The organism is Pseudomonadota bacterium (assembly GCA_027620075.1).
GTDB lineage: Bacteria > Pseudomonadota > Alphaproteobacteria > Rickettsiales > UBA6187 > 1-14-0-20-39-49.
The window spans coordinates 88907-105376 of record JAQCEY010000005.1 but is presented as its reverse complement, the minus strand read 5'-3'; the positions used below and the strand labels follow the sequence as shown (position 1 = coordinate 105376).

Annotated in this window: 18 protein-coding genes; 9 read left to right on the top strand and 9 right to left on the bottom strand. The window is 38.5% G+C overall.

Going from position 1 to position 16470, the window contains the following annotated elements:
• Positions 1 to 15: 15 nt before the first annotated feature.
• The 6 genes from O2942_08160 to O2942_08135 all read right to left on the bottom strand — a co-directional run bounded on the left by O2942_08160 (position 16) and on the right by O2942_08135 (position 4446).
• Entirely contained in the window at positions 16 to 792 is a 777-nt protein-coding gene (locus O2942_08160; protein ID MDA0782220.1) for a class I SAM-dependent methyltransferase, read from the bottom strand.
• A gap of 7 nt (positions 793 to 799) precedes the next feature.
• Positions 800 to 1615, bottom strand: coding sequence for a glycosyltransferase (locus O2942_08155; protein MDA0782219.1), 816 nt, complete (start codon positions 1613 to 1615; stop codon positions 800 to 802).
• Positions 1616 to 1627: 12 nt separating this feature from the next.
• Positions 1628 to 1921, bottom strand: coding sequence for a NadS family protein (nadS, locus tag O2942_08150; GenBank protein ID MDA0782218.1), 294 nt, complete (start codon positions 1919 to 1921; stop codon positions 1628 to 1630).
• 1 nt (position 1922) lies between these two features.
• Positions 1923 to 2243: a type II toxin-antitoxin system RelE/ParE family toxin gene (locus O2942_08145; GenBank protein ID MDA0782217.1), complete on the bottom strand. Its 321-nt coding sequence runs from the start codon at positions 2241 to 2243 to the stop codon at positions 1923 to 1925.
• Positions 2244 to 2458: 215 nt separating this feature from the next.
• Positions 2459 to 3049, bottom strand: a complete 591-nt coding sequence (locus tag O2942_08140) for a sugar transferase (GenBank protein ID MDA0782216.1) — start codon at positions 3047 to 3049, stop codon at positions 2459 to 2461.
• Between the two features lie 221 nt (positions 3050 to 3270).
• The gene (locus O2942_08135; protein MDA0782215.1) at positions 3271 to 4446 is read right to left on the bottom strand and encodes a DegT/DnrJ/EryC1/StrS family aminotransferase; all 1176 of its coding nucleotides are present in this window, start codon (positions 4444 to 4446) and stop codon (positions 3271 to 3273) included.
• Positions 4447 to 4560: 114 nt separating this feature from the next.
• Between O2942_08135 and O2942_08130 the strand changes: the two genes are divergently transcribed.
• The 3 genes from O2942_08130 to O2942_08120 all read left to right on the top strand — a co-directional run bounded on the left by O2942_08130 (position 4561) and on the right by O2942_08120 (position 8351).
• Positions 4561 to 5856, top strand: a complete 1296-nt coding sequence (locus tag O2942_08130) for an O-antigen ligase family protein (protein ID MDA0782214.1) — start codon at positions 4561 to 4563, stop codon at positions 5854 to 5856.
• Positions 5857 to 6076: 220 nt separating this feature from the next.
• Positions 6077 to 7516: a sigma-54 dependent transcriptional regulator gene (locus tag O2942_08125; protein MDA0782213.1), complete on the top strand. Its 1440-nt coding sequence runs from the start codon at positions 6077 to 6079 to the stop codon at positions 7514 to 7516.
• A 22-nt stretch (positions 7517 to 7538) separates the two neighbouring features.
• Complete coding sequence (locus O2942_08120; GenBank protein ID MDA0782212.1) at positions 7539 to 8351, top strand: prepilin-type N-terminal cleavage/methylation domain-containing protein; 813 nt, start codon at positions 7539 to 7541, stop codon at positions 8349 to 8351.
• 28 nt (positions 8352 to 8379) lie between these two features.
• Here the strand turns inward: O2942_08120 and O2942_08115 are convergent, their stop codons facing one another.
• Complete coding sequence (locus tag O2942_08115) at positions 8380 to 9141, bottom strand: hypothetical protein (GenBank protein ID MDA0782211.1); 762 nt, start codon at positions 9139 to 9141, stop codon at positions 8380 to 8382.
• 280 nt (positions 9142 to 9421) lie between these two features.
• Here O2942_08115 and ftsZ point away from each other — a divergent pair, with 280 nt between their 5' ends.
• Positions 9422 to 10975, top strand: a complete 1554-nt coding sequence (gene ftsZ / locus O2942_08110; protein MDA0782210.1) for a cell division protein FtsZ — start codon at positions 9422 to 9424, stop codon at positions 10973 to 10975.
• Between the two features lie 48 nt (positions 10976 to 11023).
• On the top strand, positions 11024 to 11803 hold the full coding sequence (locus O2942_08105; GenBank protein ID MDA0782209.1) for a prepilin-type N-terminal cleavage/methylation domain-containing protein: 780 nt from the start codon (positions 11024 to 11026) through the stop codon (positions 11801 to 11803).
• A gap of 304 nt (positions 11804 to 12107) precedes the next feature.
• Here O2942_08105 and dapB read toward each other — a convergent pair whose 3' ends face one another.
• Positions 12108 to 12908 carry a 4-hydroxy-tetrahydrodipicolinate reductase gene (gene dapB, locus O2942_08100; GenBank protein MDA0782208.1) on the bottom strand — a complete coding sequence of 267 codons (801 nt, stop codon included), beginning with the start codon at positions 12906 to 12908 and terminating at the stop codon, positions 12108 to 12110.
• Positions 12905 to 13390: a flavin reductase family protein gene (locus O2942_08095; GenBank protein MDA0782207.1), complete on the bottom strand. Its 486-nt coding sequence runs from the start codon at positions 13388 to 13390 to the stop codon at positions 12905 to 12907. The genes dapB and O2942_08095 overlap by 4 nt, the downstream gene beginning before the upstream one ends.
• Positions 13391 to 13562: 172 nt before the next feature.
• Between O2942_08095 and motA the strand changes: the two genes are divergently transcribed.
• From motA to O2942_08075, 4 genes are read left to right on the top strand one after another with little or no spacing between them, the layout of a single operon-like run.
• The gene (motA, locus tag O2942_08090) at positions 13563 to 14417 is read left to right on the top strand and encodes a flagellar motor stator protein MotA (GenBank protein MDA0782206.1); all 855 of its coding nucleotides are present in this window, start codon (positions 13563 to 13565) and stop codon (positions 14415 to 14417) included.
• Positions 14417 to 15403 (top strand): OmpA family protein, encoded by a 987-nt coding sequence (locus O2942_08085; GenBank protein ID MDA0782205.1) that lies wholly within the window; start codon positions 14417 to 14419, stop codon positions 15401 to 15403. The genes motA and O2942_08085 overlap by 1 nt, the downstream gene beginning before the upstream one ends.
• Positions 15404 to 15408: 5 nt before the next feature.
• Entirely contained in the window at positions 15409 to 15915 is a 507-nt protein-coding gene (locus O2942_08080; protein MDA0782204.1) for a response regulator, read from the top strand.
• Positions 15916 to 15921: 6 nt separating this feature from the next.
• Positions 15922 to 16461, top strand: coding sequence for a hypothetical protein (locus O2942_08075; protein ID MDA0782203.1), 540 nt, complete (start codon positions 15922 to 15924; stop codon positions 16459 to 16461).
• Positions 16462 to 16470: the final 9 nt, after the last annotated feature.

Sequence of the window (16470 nt, the reverse complement as noted above, 5' to 3'; positions counted from 1 at the left end):
CGGTTCGTACCTGTTTTATTTTATACAAAATATTGTAATCATATCGCAAAACTGCTTTTGGTCTTCAACGTCCTGACAAAAATATACATGCTTTATGTTATCACCAAATGGTTCCATCATATGTTCGGCATTTCTGAACTTATCGTCAGTTCCCGTCAGATATCCCATCTGTGCTTGTATCTCTTCATCGGTTTTAGGGTCATATGAAGCACCGACTGCAATTATAGCTCCGGACTTTGCTACACGCATTATTTCTTTTGCGGCTTTTACTCTGTCATTACTATATGCCATTACCCATCCTAAGAAAATAACATCAAAGCTATTATCTTCATAAGGCATATTATGCATGTCGCCCAAGTCAACTTTAGGTGAATATGAAATTAGATCCAAACCTCGGATATTTTTTGATTTAAAGCCGTAACCCATTAAATTAAACAATTCTCCCTCAGTGCGGGGACCTACGGTAAGTACCTTACAATTTTCGATATTCTTGATAACCTTATCAATTGCAATCACAGGTCTGATAAGTAAGTGAGAACGGTTTACGGCTACATCTTTCTGACCTTTAAGATTATGCATTATCGTATTTTTACCGACACCTTCGTCCAAATTTTCAAGGCTTCGGGTATTTCTCATTATGTTGATAAAAAATAATTTCCTAAAATAACAGATAAAGAATCTTGTTATATCGACTGTTAGGAGTTGTCTGGGCATTCTATATATTCCGGTCAGGAAAAAAAATAATGAACCGGGTAAATTACTTCTGAATTTCTCTATAGTTGTTCTTTGCATAGTCTTATTAACCGGAGTTTCTTGGATCAACTTTTTTCAATATCCTTGTCATACACCTTTTAATAGGTTTTGGCAATATACCTTTTACAAGAGGAACGGCTACCCCGATATAAGCGATAGGAGGTGCTTTTACCTGTGTGCAGCCCTTCCAGCCTATTTTCACTTGTGTAATAAGTGCCGGAAGGTTGTTCTTTTTGAAATACTCATCGGCAAAACGGTATTTTAATAAAGGTTCGGGAATATTTGCGAATTTTAAACCGTGCTTGGCACATCGAAACCATAAGGCATAATCCTGCCGCCTTTTTTCACTGCCGTATGAACCTGCTTTTAACAGGGATTCTTTTTTCATAAAAGCAGTAGGGTGGATTATGGGGCATGTCCAGATATATTTTACGATTTCTTCATGCGATACGGGCATTTTGCGTATGCCGATATAATCGCCCTGTTCATTTATATCGGTGGCAAAACTTCCTATTATATCTATATCGGGATTGGCAATTGCAAAATCATATTGTGTTTGCAGGCGGTGGGGAAGGGCTATATCGTCAGAATCCATACGGGCGATATAATCCCCTTTAGCCAGCTTAACTCCTTCTTTTAAATTTGCACCTAAGCCTCTATTGTTATTGTTTTTTATTAAATTTATACGGCGGTCTTTTTTTGCGTATGTTTCCAAGACTTCCAAAGAACCGTCACTTGAACAATCCTCGATAATCAAAAATTCAAAATCCTCAAAGGTCTGGTTCAAGATGCTGTCCAAAGCGTCCTTTAAATAAGGAACACCGTTATAAACACTCATCAATACGGTTATTTTAGGTGGCATTTTTTCTCGTTCTTATGAATGCAGAGCGTCAATTACTGTTTGTGGCGAATGGTCTAAAACTTTCAAAAACGCTCTTGCCAGTCTTTCAGGCTTGCGTTGGTGTTGTTCCCACTTTCTGAGGGTTGTAATCGGAATATCAAAAGACTCACTAAACTGTGCCTGAGTCATTTTAAGTTTTTCACGTATTGCTTTAACGTCAACTTCTTCGGGCATAATAATATATGCACCTGTATCTTTTCCGTTATTAAAGGCGATAGCTTCTTCTAAGCCTTCTTTTATATCTTCAAATAATGTTTTATTCGGCATATTAACCTCCTTTTAAATGGTCGGTCAGTTTTTTCAATTCATTTATTTCTGACTGACTTAAGTTGTCTTTTTTGTTCTTTGTGTATGCGGTTATTAGAAATATTCTGTCTTTACTATCCTGATAAAAATATATAATTCTCGCTCCGCTGCTTTTGCCTTTGTGCTTAGCAAATCTTAATTTTCTAACTCCGCCCGTTCCTCTTAGTACATCACCTGCTGTTGGACTTTCTTGTAAAATTTTAGCCAAGGTTTCTATGTCTTTTTTATTGAATAATTTTTTTGTAGCACGCTGGAACGTGTTAAGAAGTACAATTTCGTACATGATATAGTCCTTTTTATATTTATTAAATAATTTGTCATTGTAGGCACATTCCAGTTAAGTTGGTTACGAGGTAATTGTACCCAATGGGTTGGTAGATGTCAAGCATAAAAGTAACCCATTGGGTTTTTGCTTGTTGATGTCATTCTGAACTTGTTTCAGAATCCATTTAAATAATATAAAGGCCTTGAAATAAATTCAGGGTGACCGGATAATTTTTAACAAATAATCGCTTTTAAAGTTTTCAATATAATTTTTATATCATACATAAATGATTGCTTTTCAACATATTCACGGCAATATTTCAATTTTTCGGGTAATATTTTTTCTATATATGCTTTTTCAGGGTCGGATTCTTTAGCCAGAATGTCGTTTTCATTTTTATATTCAATTGAAGCAAGGTCGGTTATACCCGGCCGCACTGAGAAAATAATATTACGGTTTTCAGATGAGTAATGCTCAACATATTTAGGCACTTCAGGGCGAGGGCCTACAAGGCTCATCTCGCCTTTTAAGACGTTGATTAGTTGTGGAAGTTCGTCAATTTTATATTTGCGTAAAAAAGCCCCGACCTTTGTAATACGGCTATCTGTGGCTGTTGTTATTTGCAGCGAGCCTTTTTCCCGATTAACGGACATAGTACGGAACTTGAATATTCTAAACGGTTTTTCACCCCTGCCGACACGTACCTGACGAAAAAACACTTCTCCTGTGGAATCCGTCTTTATTAATACGGCAATAATTATAAATATGGGGCTTAATATTATAAGTCCTATGAAAGATGCGGTAAGGTCGAATAGTCTTTTCATTTTGTGGTTTTTTTTATTATCATAATTTCTAAGTAATAATAACTTGGATACTCCGGTCAAGTCGGAGTATGGCAATTATAGTATTTCCAAAATTTATTGAAAATTGTCATCCCCGCCTCCGTGCGGGGATCTTCTGTCAATTAAAACAGATCCCCCTATAATTTTCTACGAAAATTCACAGGGATGACATTATTATTAGAAATTAGAAACACTATACCGGTTTATTGTAGCAATTTTATAGTTGCCTCTATCACCCTTACTACGTCCTCATCGGTCATTTTTGTATATATAGGCAGGCTCACCGACCTTTCAAATATTTTTTTTGCGATAGGGAAGCTGTTTTCATCAAGGTTTAATTTTTCCTGCCAGTATGGGTGAAAATGCAACGGAATAAAATGAACACTGCAACCGACCTGATAATCTGCCGCCATTTTTTGTATAAACTCATCTCTGCCTATAGGAGCTTCTTCATTCAGGCGGATAACGAATAAGTGCCATGAATGTACGTCGCCGTTTTTCGTATCTTCGGGTAATTTTATCGGTAAATTCTTAAATGCTTCAAAATATTTTTCTTTTATATATTGCCTTCTTTTTTGGAATCTATCGGCTTTTTTCAATTGTGCAATACCTATAGAGGCTGCGATATCGGTCATGTTTACTTTATAACCCGGTGCAACTATCTCATAATACCAGTTGGGCTTATCAGAGGTATAGCGGTCAAATACGTCACGTGAAATACCGTGCAGACGCATAGTACGGCATCTTTTTGCAATATCCTCATTCTTAGTTACTATCATGCCGCCTTCGCCCGTAGTGATGGTTTTTGTGGCATAAAAACTATATATGGTAGCATCGGTATCTAAAGAGCCGATTAGCTGACCGTTGAAAGTGCAGGGAAGGGCATGTGCCGCATCTTCGATTGTTTTTAAACCATGCTTGCGGGCTATTTTTATTATAGCTTCCATATCGCAAGCCAGTCCTGCAAAATGTACGGGTATAATTGCTTTAGTTTTCTTTGTGATAGCAGCTTCTATTTTTAACGGGTCGATATTATAGCTGTCTTCATCAACATCGACTAAAACGGGAGTAGCTCCCAAATGGACGCACACCATAGCGGTGGCACTGAAGGTATAAGGGGTAGTTATAACTTCATCGCCGTTTGTAACACCTACGGCTTCTAATGCCAGCAGTAAACCTGATGTGGCTGAGTTTACGCAAACGGCATGTACGCCTGACCCTATATAGTCGGCAAAGTCGGACTCGAACTGTTTGGCGTTAGGTCCTGTTGTCATCCAGCCTGAACGCATACAGTTAGTGACCAGCTCAATTTCTTCCTCGCCTATATCGGGCAGGGCGAAGGGAATGTGTTTTTGTTTGGATTCTTTTTTGTCTAACAAGTTGCGAATAACCTTTTTTATTTTAGTCTATGCAATATACTATTTACCTTGAAATTGTCCATTATTTATAGTGTATATAGTTTTGCATAAAGATAAGTTAAAGGTATTTTTTTGATGAAAAGCAATAAAACGCTATCAATTTTAGATAAGTCATCATGGGCGATTTTATATTTTGTAGCAGCGGTTTCGCCTTTGCTAAGTTTGTTTGCTCCGCTATCGCTTGCTGTGTGTTTTGTTCTGGCGGCGTTATTTCCTGCAATATCGGCAATAGTTTATAGAAGATATCTTTTTAAGGATATTTTCAATTCAAATGCATATAAGTTTATCGCCCTCTTTTTTGTTTTAGGGATATCAAGCCTTTTATGGGCGATAGAGCCTAAACAGAGCTTCAGTATGTGGTGCAGGTTATTGTTATTGTTTGTAGGGCTGGTTGCATTACTTGAATTTATAAAGCAAGCCGATATCAAAAATAAGCAAACTTTATGCAAAACTTTAGCGATAGCTTTTTTTATAGCATTGGTGACGGCTAATATTGAAATTATTTCCGACGGCTCTTTAAGCAAGTTCTTCCAATCTTTTAAAGCTAAGGAGTATAAATGCGAACTTACAGACCTAAACAGAGGAGCTTCATATCTTGTAATAATCTTCTGGTGTGTTTTAAGTTGGCTGATAGTAAGGAGTAAGCTACTATTTGCCGTATTACTTACCGTTTTTACAATATTTACGGTTCTACGCCTTGAAAGCCAATCTTCATCAATGGCACTGATTATAAGTCTGGCGGTGTTTCCGTTAATATCGGTTTTCGGCAAAAGGGCGTTAAAGGCGATGATGGTGTTAGCGGTCTTTGCAGTTATTTCAGTTGCGGCATTAAGCCATAAAATGAATCCGCAAGTAATGTTCGATAATATACCGGAAATGCCTAATTCTGCGACAGAGTACAGGCTTTATATCTGGGATTACACGGCAAAAAGGGCTATGGAAAAGCCCGTACTGGGCTGGGGGCTTAATTCTGCACGCTCAATTCCTATTACCAAAGAAGAATATGTACTGGGCGGAAGACATCCGTTGCCTTTGCACCCGCATAATAATGTCCTTCAGGTTTGGCTGGAACTAGGATTTGTAGGACTTGCGGTTTTTATAGCATTTTTGGTATCGCAAATATATGTTATAAGTAACTTGAAATATTCAATCATTAATACTCATTGCAAGAGTGAATTGGTTCATAGCGGAAAAAAGAAAATTATCAGAAGATTCTATGAAAATTTCCCTGCCTCCATGTTTTTCGGTCTGTTCTCGGCATATTTTGCCATGGGTGAAACAGGCTACGGCATATGGCAGAACTGGTGGGTTGCAGGGGGATTGCTATCATTGGTTTTTACTCACTCATGTTTTTCAATTAAAAAATCTTAAAAGTATAAAATCTTTGTAAAAACTGTACCAAAAATGTAAAAAACTTACTTTAAGTAGTAATTAGTGTCAATTAGATACGTTTTAAGGTTGTTTGTTAAGGAAGTGTTAACGTTTTTGTATTATTATTATATAGTTAACGTTACATTTAGGGCGTGAAATTAATAATAAAACGAACTTTAGGTATAATTAGTGAAGATATATATAATTGGGGGTTACAAGCATGTCCTATAATATACTACTTGTTGATGATGATGTCGCACAGGCTAATGTGGTTGAACAAGTTATACATGATAAAATGCATTACAGAACACAACTGGTCGAAAACGGTCAAGATGCCATTGATCTTCTTACATCAAAAGATGCATCGGGTATAGACCTTGTTCTTTTGGATATAGGGCTACCGGGAATTGACGGGATACAGGTTCTTAACGCCATAAAACCCGTAAAACCGAATTTACCGGTAATTGTAAGAACCGGATATGACGATCTTGATCTGGCAGTTGACGCAATGAAAGCCGGTGCGGTTGACTTTGTGCAGAAAATGGATCCTCCTGAAAAATTAAAAAGAAGTATTGACGGAGCGTTAAGGCGACACCTTTTAAACAGTGAAATGTCGATAATGAAAGAATCCAGAGGTAGGGGAGCCAGTTTTAATGCTATTATAGGTAATAGCCCTTTGATTAAGGAAATGATAGAGTTCGGTAAGAAGGTGGCTAAATCCGATATACCTGTTCTTCTCGAAGGAGAAAGCGGAACAGGTAAAGAACTGATGGCAAGAGCGATACACGCATGCGGTAATAGAGCTGAGAAGCCGTTTATTGCCGTGAATTGTGGAGCTATTCCTGAAAATCTAGTTGAAAGTATATTGTTCGGACACGAAAAAGGTGCTTTTACCGGTGCGGTTTATAAAACATTCGGTAAGTTCAGGGAGGCCGACGGTGGAACTTTGTTTCTTGATGAGGTAGGCGAGTTACCTGCCGATATACAGGTTAAATTACTAAGGGTGCTACAAGACGGTGAGATTGATCCTGTGGGTTCAAAACAATCAATGAAAGTAGATGTACGTGTTATCTCGGCAACTAACCGTAATTTAGCCGAAGAGGTAAACAATAACAAATTCCGTGAAGACCTGTTTTACAGGTTAAGTGTGTTCCCTATTAATACGCCGTCGCTTCGTCAAAGGAAAGGCGATCTTATGCTTTTGGTAAAAAATTTCGTTAACTCATTTGCCTCGGCAGAGGGTAAGAAAGTTTCTAAGATATCAAAAGAAGCCGAGGAGTTGCTTACACAATACTCATGGCCCGGTAACATAAGGCAACTTAAAAATGCCGTATTCCGTGCCGTTGTTCTTGCCGAAGGTGATGAACTGCAAGTGGGGGACTTTCCGCAAATCGTCAGTGCCGTAAATAACGGTGAAGAAGAAGGCTTTTTGTTCGATGATTCAAACGGTGCTATAAGTGCAAACAGCATTCTTATGAATGAGAATAATGAGGATTACAGAACCTTAAGCGAGATAGAAAGGGACGTTATAATGTCGGCTTTAGACTATTATAAAGGACATATGTCCAAAGTCGCAAAAAAGCTTGGGATAGGACGTTCGACATTATACCGCAAACTAGAAGAGTTTGATATTCCTTATAATAAAAAAGCTACCGGTTAATTTATAAAAGGAGAGAACTCAATTGGGTATTCCTGATAAGAAAAACTGTTCCGACAGAGGCTTCACTCTGATAGAGTTGTCGATAGTGCTGGTTATTATGGGTATTTTAGTTGCCGTGGTTATCGGCGGCAGTGATATGCTACAGACCGCAAAACTAAGAGGAGTATTAACCGAGGTTCAAAAATATAAAGTTGCCATTGACAGTTTTAAAGAAACATATAACGCCCTTCCCGGTGACATGACTAATGCCGTTGATTATTTCGGTGATGCCGGTGATTGCGGTAATGCAAATCGTGTCGATAATCCCGGAACATGTAACGGTAACGGCGACGGAAGGTTAAGCGGTAGTACTGCCGGTGATAATACAGAGCCGTTTACATCATGGGATCAGCTTGCACTGGCTAAAATGATATCCGGTCATTATAGCGGTGGCGGTACGGAGGCTGTAATAGGTGTTAACTGTCCTCGGTCAGGTGATTATGAGGGGGCGGGATTTTCAATGAGATATTATGCTGCCATGACTTCATGGGGTGTCGGTGGTTATGAAGATGCTTTGGGAAGAAAATTTGAAGGTAACTTCATAATGTTCGGGAAAACTCATGGGTCAAGAAATGACCTGAACACTTCCGTGGTTAACCCTGAAGACGCATATTATATAGATTCCAAAATGGATGACGGCACTCCCGATTTCGGTTTCGTAATGGCGGGTAACGGTTCTTCTAATGTCGGTAACTGTGCTACGGGTGCTGCTCCTGATATAGTATATAATATAACAAATGAAGGCGTTTCCTGTAATTTGATATTTCATATAGGTGCGGGTGATTCAAATTATTAAGAATCATGGTTCACATCGGGAAATTATTCTAAAACAACTCTATATCATCTTCATCATCTTTCTTTTTATGATCTTCAAGATGAAAGCCGATTTCTTCAGCGTCCTTTATATAGCCGTGTTCAATAAGGTGATTTACAAAAGATACCTGAAGTTCTCCAAGTCGGAACTGTGTAAGTATCTCTTTGGCGAACTCCTTATCAAGAAGCTTTCTACGCTCGTCTTTAGGTAGGTTAGGCAATGATTTTGAAATTTCCTTTTCCAAATACTCAACGATAGTTTTCATTATATTTATCGTGATAAGTATATTTTGTGAAACCCTGTCCTGAAACTGCATACCCACAACTATTTGTGATATTTCGTTACTATTTTCTTTGATATTGTCGGTGGCTTTTTTCAACTCGTTATGTAAGTCTTTTTCCTGTTTTTGTATTTCCTTTGAAAGATTCCTTAACGCTTCTGCCGTCTTTGCGTCCGATGTCTTTGACGCAAGAACTGACAGATGGTCGGTTATCCCTATCTCGTTCTGACCTATCTTGATAATATCAATAGCCTGATCTATATAACGTATCTCCTCTTCAATATCCGAGCTATTCATTGTTATCTTATTAAAATGCTCGCTGATATCGTTCATGCTTGATTCTAAAAGGCTGTTTATTTTAGGAAGCTGCTCGGATAATACCTCGGTTGAACACATTTGTGATTCGGAAATACTTAACCATTCCTTCAAGGCTACAAGAGTCTGTTTTGAGGACTCTAACTTGTTGTTAAGATAGTTATTTTCTTGTTTCATTTTAAATACCGCAAAATATACTTTTTCAACTATTTGGTGTAATGGAAATAATACCCAAAGAATGTTAATATATGATTAATTTTATATAAAATAGTTAACTCATTTATAAATTGCTTATTGAAATTAAATATGAAATGCTATACTACATGTTGTTATGACACTATTTTAATGAAAATAAATATTGTAAATTTAACAAAATAATGCTTTAAATAAGTGTGAGTGTATAAAATTATTTATGGTTTTTGCTTACAGGTGATTACCTAACTTGAAGGAGTATAAAATGGCACTTAACATACATCTTCCGGAAAACACAGTTATGAAACCGGAAATTACAGTTTTCGGTGTTGGCGGTGCAGGCGGTAATGCTACCAATAACATGATAAAAGAAAATCTGGAAGGGGTGAATTTCGTTGTTGCAAATACCGATGCACAGGCTTTAGAAAATTCCGCTACGGAAAAAAGAATACAGCTCGGTCAGATAACTACACAAGGTCTTGGTGCCGGAGCTATGCCCGAAGTAGGGGCTGCGGCTGCCGAAGAAGCTATAGAGGAAATAAAAGAACATTTAAGCAGTTGCAACATGGTATTTATTACCGCCGGAATGGGTGGCGGTACGGGTACGGGAGCTGCTCCTGTAATCGCCCGTACGGCAAGGGAAAAAGGTATCCTTACTGTGGGTGTGGTTACCAAGCCTTTCCATTTTGAAGGACCTCGCCGCATGAAGCTTGCCGAAGCAGGTCTTGAGGAAATGCAAAGGAATGTAGATACGCTAATAGTTATTCCTAACCAGAACTTATTCAGGCTTGCAAATGAGAAGACGACATTTGCAGATGCCTTCAAACTTGCCGATAATGTCCTGCATAGGGGGGTAAGGGGTGTTACCGATCTTATGGTTATGCCCGGCTTGATAAATCTTGACTTTGCCGATGTTAAAGCTGTTATGAGCGAAATGGGCAAAGCTATGATGGGAACGGGTGAAGCCGAAGGTGAAAGCCGTGCTCAAGATGCAGCTGAGGCAGCTATTTCAAACCCTCTTCTTGATAATGTTTCAATGAAAGGGGCAAGAGGCGTGCTGATAAATATAACGGGCGGTTCCGATATGACGTTGTTCGAGGTAGATGTTGCCGCTAACCGTATCCGTGAAGAGGTTGATGAAAGTGCTAATATCATATTCGGTTCTACATTTAATGATGAATTGCAGGGAAAAATAAGGGTTTCTGTCGTAGCTACGGGAATTGACTATAAGCCTGTAACCGAAACAAAGAGCTATTTTGTACAAAAGCCTGTTAAAAACGATATCTCGGAGAAAAGTATAGCCGTACAGGCTAAAGTTGATGAGATTGTTGAAAAACATAATAATAAGCACGATGAAAAAGCTTACGGTTCCCAGCAAAGTGACATGTTGCAGGAATCTTATAAAGAAGAATTGTCGGAAGAGGAAAAAAGATTTTTTGACAATCAGGAATCGCTAAGTGAAGAAAAAAGGGCTAAAGTCGAGATTGCTAACGATATCTCTGATGACGGGGATTTCTTCGTTCCTCCTTCTCCGGTAGAGCCTGAAAGCTACTCAAGCGGCGATAGTGAAACCGCATATATTGAGGTTGAGCAGGAAGAAGATGAGGTAAGAAAGGATATATATGAGCCTGTTCAGGCACGTTCCGGCGGTTTGTTCCAAAGAATGGCAAATGCCGCAAGGGGGGCAAGGGGAAGTTCTAATAATGCTGAAAGCGTTTTAGAGCCTGTCGATGAAAATGAGGAAAGCTCCGAGGGTGATAGTAAAAAAGAAGATGAGGATTTGATGGATATTCCTGCTTTCTTGAGAAGGAAAGCATAAAACTTGATATAGTTTTAGTTTTTATTTCTTTTGTGCTATAATAACCCGATGGATACAAATAATGGCAAAGTTATGAATTACCCGAAAGGTTTTAGCCTCGTTGAGCTTTCTATAGTGCTTGTAGTTATCGGGATACTTGTGGGTATAGTAACGGCAGGTGTTACGATTCAGAAGACTTCCGAGTTAAGGTCGATAATTAGTCAGGTCGAACAGTTAAAAATAGCTGTAGAAGCATTTGATGATAAATATGAAGACCTTCCCGGAGATATGTCCGACGCACATGATTACTGGGACGACGGTGCTAACGGGGTTTGCGGTACGGCGGCTCAGTGTAACGGTAATGGTGACGGTGATATTGATATCGGTAGCGGTGACGATAGTGAAAGTTTGCGTGCATGGCAGCATCTTAATTTATCAGGCATAATAGACGGCGAGTTCACCGGAACTGGAACCGGAACTACCCACATTCCTTTTGAGAACACTCCAGGTACATCAAGAACCGGTGGAGGGTATGGTATAAAAAGCCTTAATCAGGATAATGCAAACATGGATAATGTTCATCAAGTTAACGGTACGAATATATCTGTAGGCGGTTTTGATTCGGCATCGTGGCCAAGAGGTAAATTATTATCACCGCCGGAAGCATATTATATTGATAATAAAACGGACGACGGCGACCCTGATGACGGTAAAACGCAAAGCAGGGACTATCATAACGGATCATCATGGCAAAACGGCTGCCTTAATGATGACGTTGATGACGGCAACAGGCAGTACGTGAAGACAACCGAGGATAATGTTTGTATAATGTTCTTCGATATAAGGTAAGCCTGTCTTTTTAAGAATACAAAAGTAAATGTAATGCCCCATAATTGGTTTTGTCAACCTGAACTTGTTTCAGGTTCTATTGTAAAGTATAGTGTTTCTAAATATTATTGATAATGTCATCGCCCGAGTTTCCGTAGGAAACTATAGGGCGATCTCGGTGAGATTACCCTATAATTTTGTTACACAAAATTCGGGTAATGACGGGTGTAATTTTATAGTTAATTTACTATAAATTTGGAAATACTATATAGTAGATGCTGAAATAAATTCAGCATGACACATATTTTTATTACGAAAGTAAAAATTATTTTCCCATCAAAACATCTTTCATTGAATAAAAACCCTGTTTCTTATTCTTTGCCCATAATGCTGCCTTCACAGCCCCTTTGGCAAATATCTTGCGGTTGGAAGCTTTATGTGTAAACTCAATCCTTTCACCGTCACCGGCGAACATTACGGTATGTTCCCCGACAACATCACCGCCACGTATGGTAGAAAACCCTATTTCCCCACGCTTTCTTGAGCCTATAATGCCGTCACGTGATTTACATGCAACGTCACCTAATGCAACTTTTCGTCCCCTTGCGGCTGCTTCTCCAAGTAATAAAGCCGTCCCTGAAGGAGCGTCAACCTTATGGCAATGGTGCATTTCAATAACTTCAATATCAAAACTTTCATCTAAAATAGACGCAACCTGCTCAATGACCGAAGATAATATATTTATACCCATGCTCATATTTCCCGACCATATAATAGCGGCGTTTTTTGAGTGTTCTTTAAGTTTTGTCAGCTCTTCATCTGAAAAGCCTGTAGTGCCGCTAACCATTATCTTGCCTTGTTCGGAGGCAATCTTTGCACATCGCAATGCTACGGAAGGCTTGGAAAAATCAATTACCGCATCACTATTTTCAAACAGACCTTCCAAAGTGCCACAGGCGTTAATGCCTACAGCGTCAATTCCTGCTAGAGTACCTATATCCATTCCCACAAAATCACTTTCTGAGCGTACCGCACCTGCAGAAAGCTCGCAATTGCCGTTTAAGTATATCTCTTCAATCAAGGCTTTACCCATGCGTCCGGTACAGCCGACAATTCCTATTTTCATAATTTATCACCTATTTTAGAGTATTTTCCTTTAAAATATATAAGCGGATTTTCTTTCGATTCAATATCCATATCCGTTACACGTCCGATAATAATAGAATGGTCACCGCCTTTATATATCTGCTCGGTATCACAGGCTATATATGCAATGCAGCCGTTTATTTTAGGGGTATTGTTGCTGTAATCGGTATAATCTATATCCTGCCATTTTATAGTGGAGGGGCAGGCAAATTTTTGTGATATATCGGATTGTCTTTCAGATAATATATTTACCGTGAATTTAGTGCAGTTCGCAAAATTATCATGATTATGTGCGTTTTTATCAACGTTAAAAAGAACAAGCGGCGGTTCAAGCGAAAGGGAAGTAAACGAGTTAACGGTCATACCGCATGGCAGGTCATTATTTAATTTTGTAGTTACAACGGTTACACCCGTTGCAAAACGCCCCATGCAATTCCTGAAATCCAAACTATCCAAATTCATTAAAACATCTGTTTTTTAGTTATAAAATATATGGTTAATAGCACAATTCAATTGATTGTTAACTAAATCTTTACTTTATTAACCTAAGATTGACTAAAGTTATTAAATTACCGGCTAATATAGCTGCGCTTGTAATAATTTCAATGTTATTTAGGTAAAATGATTATTTAATATGTTATTTATAATAGGTACTATAGTTGTGTTTGGTGCGGTCGCGACAGGTTATGCGATGCACCACGGTAATTTTGCCGTATTATGGCAGCCCAATGAGTTTGTTATAATTTTAGGGGCTGCAATCGGCTCTTTTTTGCTTGGAAATCCCGGATTTATTATCAAAAAGACTCTAAAAACACTAAAAAACCTTTTTAAAGGTACTCCTTATAAAAAAGACGACTATATACAGTTGTTAATGTTTTTATTCAATATATGTAAATTGATGAAAACAAAAGGTATGCTTGCCGTAGAAGAAGCACTCGATAATCCCGAAAGCAGTGAATTATTTACAGCTTACCCGAAATTCCTGAAAAACCACCATTCTGTTGATTTTTTCTGTGACTATATGCGTATGGTAACTATGGGCATGGATAACCATTACCAGCTTGAGGATTTGATGGATAAAGAAATTGAAAAACATCATCATGAAACTGCTACTCCAAGCGTATCATTAAATACAATGGCAGATGCAATGCCCGCACTGGGTATTGTTGCGGCGGTACTGGGTGTTATACAAACAATGGGAAGTATCACCGAGCCGCCTGAAATTTTAGGAGGTTTAATCGGTGCGGCACTAGTAGGAACGTTCTTCGGGGTATTGGTTTCATACGGATTCTTTGCTCCTATGGCTGCACTGCTTTCGAAATTCGCAGATTCTGAAACAGAATATTTTGAGGTAATGAAAGCGGCAATGATATCCCATGTACAGGGAAACGCTCCCGTTATAACTGTAGAGGTAGCAAGAAAATTCGTTCCGGGTCACTTGAAGCCAAGCTTCAAGGAAATTGACGCACTTATTAACGGGAGTAGTTAATGGCTCAAGAGCAGACAATAATTATTAAAAAGATTAAAAAAGGAGGGCATGGGCATCACGGCGGTGCGTGGAAAGTTGCGTATGCAGACTTTGTAACGGCGATGATGGCATTCTTTTTATTGCTGTGGTTATTGACTGCAACGCCTGTGGAGCAGCTTGAGGGGCTTGCGGATTATTTTAGCCCTACACTTGGATTGCAGGGAAAAATGGGTATCGGTTTTGCAGGAGGAAAATCACCTAATACCGAAGGCTGGAGTACGGGTGACTGGGCAAGTTTAGGGCTTATCTTCGGCGCTCCGCCATCAGGGCCTATAATAAAATTACCCGAAGATAATAATAAGGCTGACGAAAATCCCGATGTAAGTTTCGATACCATGCAAAGGGAAGTCAATGATGCGATAATACAAAATGACGGGCTTGGAAAATATAACGATTCAATAATGATAGAGCAGACGATAGACGGTCTTAACATTAATATAACAGATAGAAAGAACAGACCTATGTTCAAAGAAGGAACGGCAGAACTTATGCCTCATACAAAACAGATATTGAAGAAAATAGCCGGTATCGTCAAACATATACCTAACTATGTTCAGATAGTAGGTCATACTAATCCTGAATTTGTATCAGCTAGTGATGATTATACCGCATGGGAACTTTCTGCCGACAGAGCAAATGCTGCAAGGCGATATCTGGAAGAATCGGGATTGCCGCCTACCCAGATAGTCAGGATAATAGGCAAGGCAGATAATGAGCCTGTAAATAATGACGGTTTGGACGACCCTGCAAACTCAAGAATTGCTATTACGCTGCTGAGGAAATCAATTGTTGCGTATAGTAAACAACCTGCACCCGATGATATAATTTTGGGACCTTTAGATAAGGGGCTGAAATCATTTATTCAGTTGAAACGTAAAGATCCTGAGGAAAAAACATCCGGTGCAAGGGATAAAGACGGCAATCCTATCGAATATGAAGAAAAGTAGGTATTATGAAAAAAGAAGTTTATGATTCGACGAATTTTTTAGGCAGTATAAAAGTTCTGGTGGCTGACGATGATAAACTAACGGTCAAGCTGGTGAACGATACTTTAAAGGTATTCGGCGTAAAGAAAATCATGTGTGCATGTAACGGCGATGTAACTAAAAAAGAAATTCTAGAAAAAAAGTATGACCTTATAATACTTGATTGGAAAATAGGACATGTAGACGGCTGTAATCTGGTTAGGGAAATACGCTATGATGATAAAGCAAAAAACAGGTTTACACCTATAATATTGTTGACGGGAAAAGGAACTATAGAAGAAGTAAAGCATGCAAGGGATAGCGGAATTACCGAATTTCTGCTAAAGCCGTTCTCAGTGAAGAAATTAAGGGAGAAGCTGATTGAAGTTGTCGAACATCCAAGGAATTTCATAATTTCAAGGAACTTTGTCGGCCCTGACAGAAGAAGGGTCAAGATGCCTGTAAAAATAGATAGAAGGAAAAAGGATAGTTAGTAAAGCATGTCTGATAAAGAAGATAATAACAAACCTGAAGAAGAAAAGGTTACTATAATAAAGGCGGATCATTCCCTGAAAAATGAGATAGGTAATCTCATGCCCCTAGATAAGATATTAAATGAAAATATCATGAGCGAGGCGGAAATAAAAATTAAAGAGAATGTTGATTATTTAAAAGATGCGTATGACTCCCTGTTAGACCATTATATGTTTTACTTAAGGGGTGCGTATGAAGAGCTAAAATATGCCGAGTCAAAAGAAGAAAAAAAACAATGCCTAAAGGATATACAGCATACCGCTTTGTCGGTAAAGAGTAGTGCCGGCATTTTCGGTTATGATCTTGCCGAAAAATTCGCTACGTCACTTTATCTTTTCATACCCAATATAAAAACATTCGACGATAGGATATATTTATTACTAGAAAGCTACACCAAGTGTTTGGAAATCATTGCCGAAAGAAAAATTACAGGTGTTGAAAATGATATTGCTCAAAAACTCTTGCAAGAGTTTAACAGTATTACCGAGCAGCAAAAAAAGATTTAAAACTGATTT

Coding starts and splice junctions, on each gene's coding strand:
- O2942_08160 (MDA0782220.1), bottom strand. CDS start 792: ATGCAAAGAACAACTATAGAGAAATTCAGAAGTAATTTACCCGGTTCA.
- O2942_08155 (MDA0782219.1), bottom strand. CDS start 1,615: ATGCCACCTAAAATAACCGTATTGATGAGTGTTTATAACGGTGTTCCT.
- nadS (MDA0782218.1), bottom strand. CDS start 1,921: ATGCCGAATAAAACATTATTTGAAGATATAAAAGAAGGCTTAGAAGAA.
- O2942_08145 (MDA0782217.1), bottom strand. CDS start 2,243: ATGTACGAAATTGTACTTCTTAACACGTTCCAGCGTGCTACAAAAAAA.
- O2942_08140 (MDA0782216.1), bottom strand. CDS start 3,049: ATGAAAAGACTATTCGACCTTACCGCATCTTTCATAGGACTTATAATA.
- O2942_08130 (MDA0782214.1), top strand. CDS start 4,561: ATGAAAAGCAATAAAACGCTATCAATTTTAGATAAGTCATCATGGGCG.
- O2942_08125 (MDA0782213.1), top strand. CDS start 6,077: ATGTCCTATAATATACTACTTGTTGATGATGATGTCGCACAGGCTAAT.
- O2942_08115 (MDA0782211.1), bottom strand. CDS start 9,141: ATGAAACAAGAAAATAACTATCTTAACAACAAGTTAGAGTCCTCAAAA.
- ftsZ (MDA0782210.1), top strand. CDS start 9,422: ATGGCACTTAACATACATCTTCCGGAAAACACAGTTATGAAACCGGAA.
- O2942_08105 (MDA0782209.1), top strand. CDS start 11,024: ATGGATACAAATAATGGCAAAGTTATGAATTACCCGAAAGGTTTTAGC.
- dapB (MDA0782208.1), bottom strand. CDS start 12,908: ATGAAAATAGGAATTGTCGGCTGTACCGGACGCATGGGTAAAGCCTTG.
- O2942_08095 (MDA0782207.1), bottom strand. CDS start 13,390: ATGAATTTGGATAGTTTGGATTTCAGGAATTGCATGGGGCGTTTTGCA.
- motA (MDA0782206.1), top strand. CDS start 13,563: ATGTTATTTATAATAGGTACTATAGTTGTGTTTGGTGCGGTCGCGACA.
- O2942_08085 (MDA0782205.1), top strand. CDS start 14,417: ATGGCTCAAGAGCAGACAATAATTATTAAAAAGATTAAAAAAGGAGGG.
- O2942_08080 (MDA0782204.1), top strand. CDS start 15,409: ATGAAAAAAGAAGTTTATGATTCGACGAATTTTTTAGGCAGTATAAAA.
- O2942_08075 (MDA0782203.1), top strand. CDS start 15,922: ATGTCTGATAAAGAAGATAATAACAAACCTGAAGAAGAAAAGGTTACT.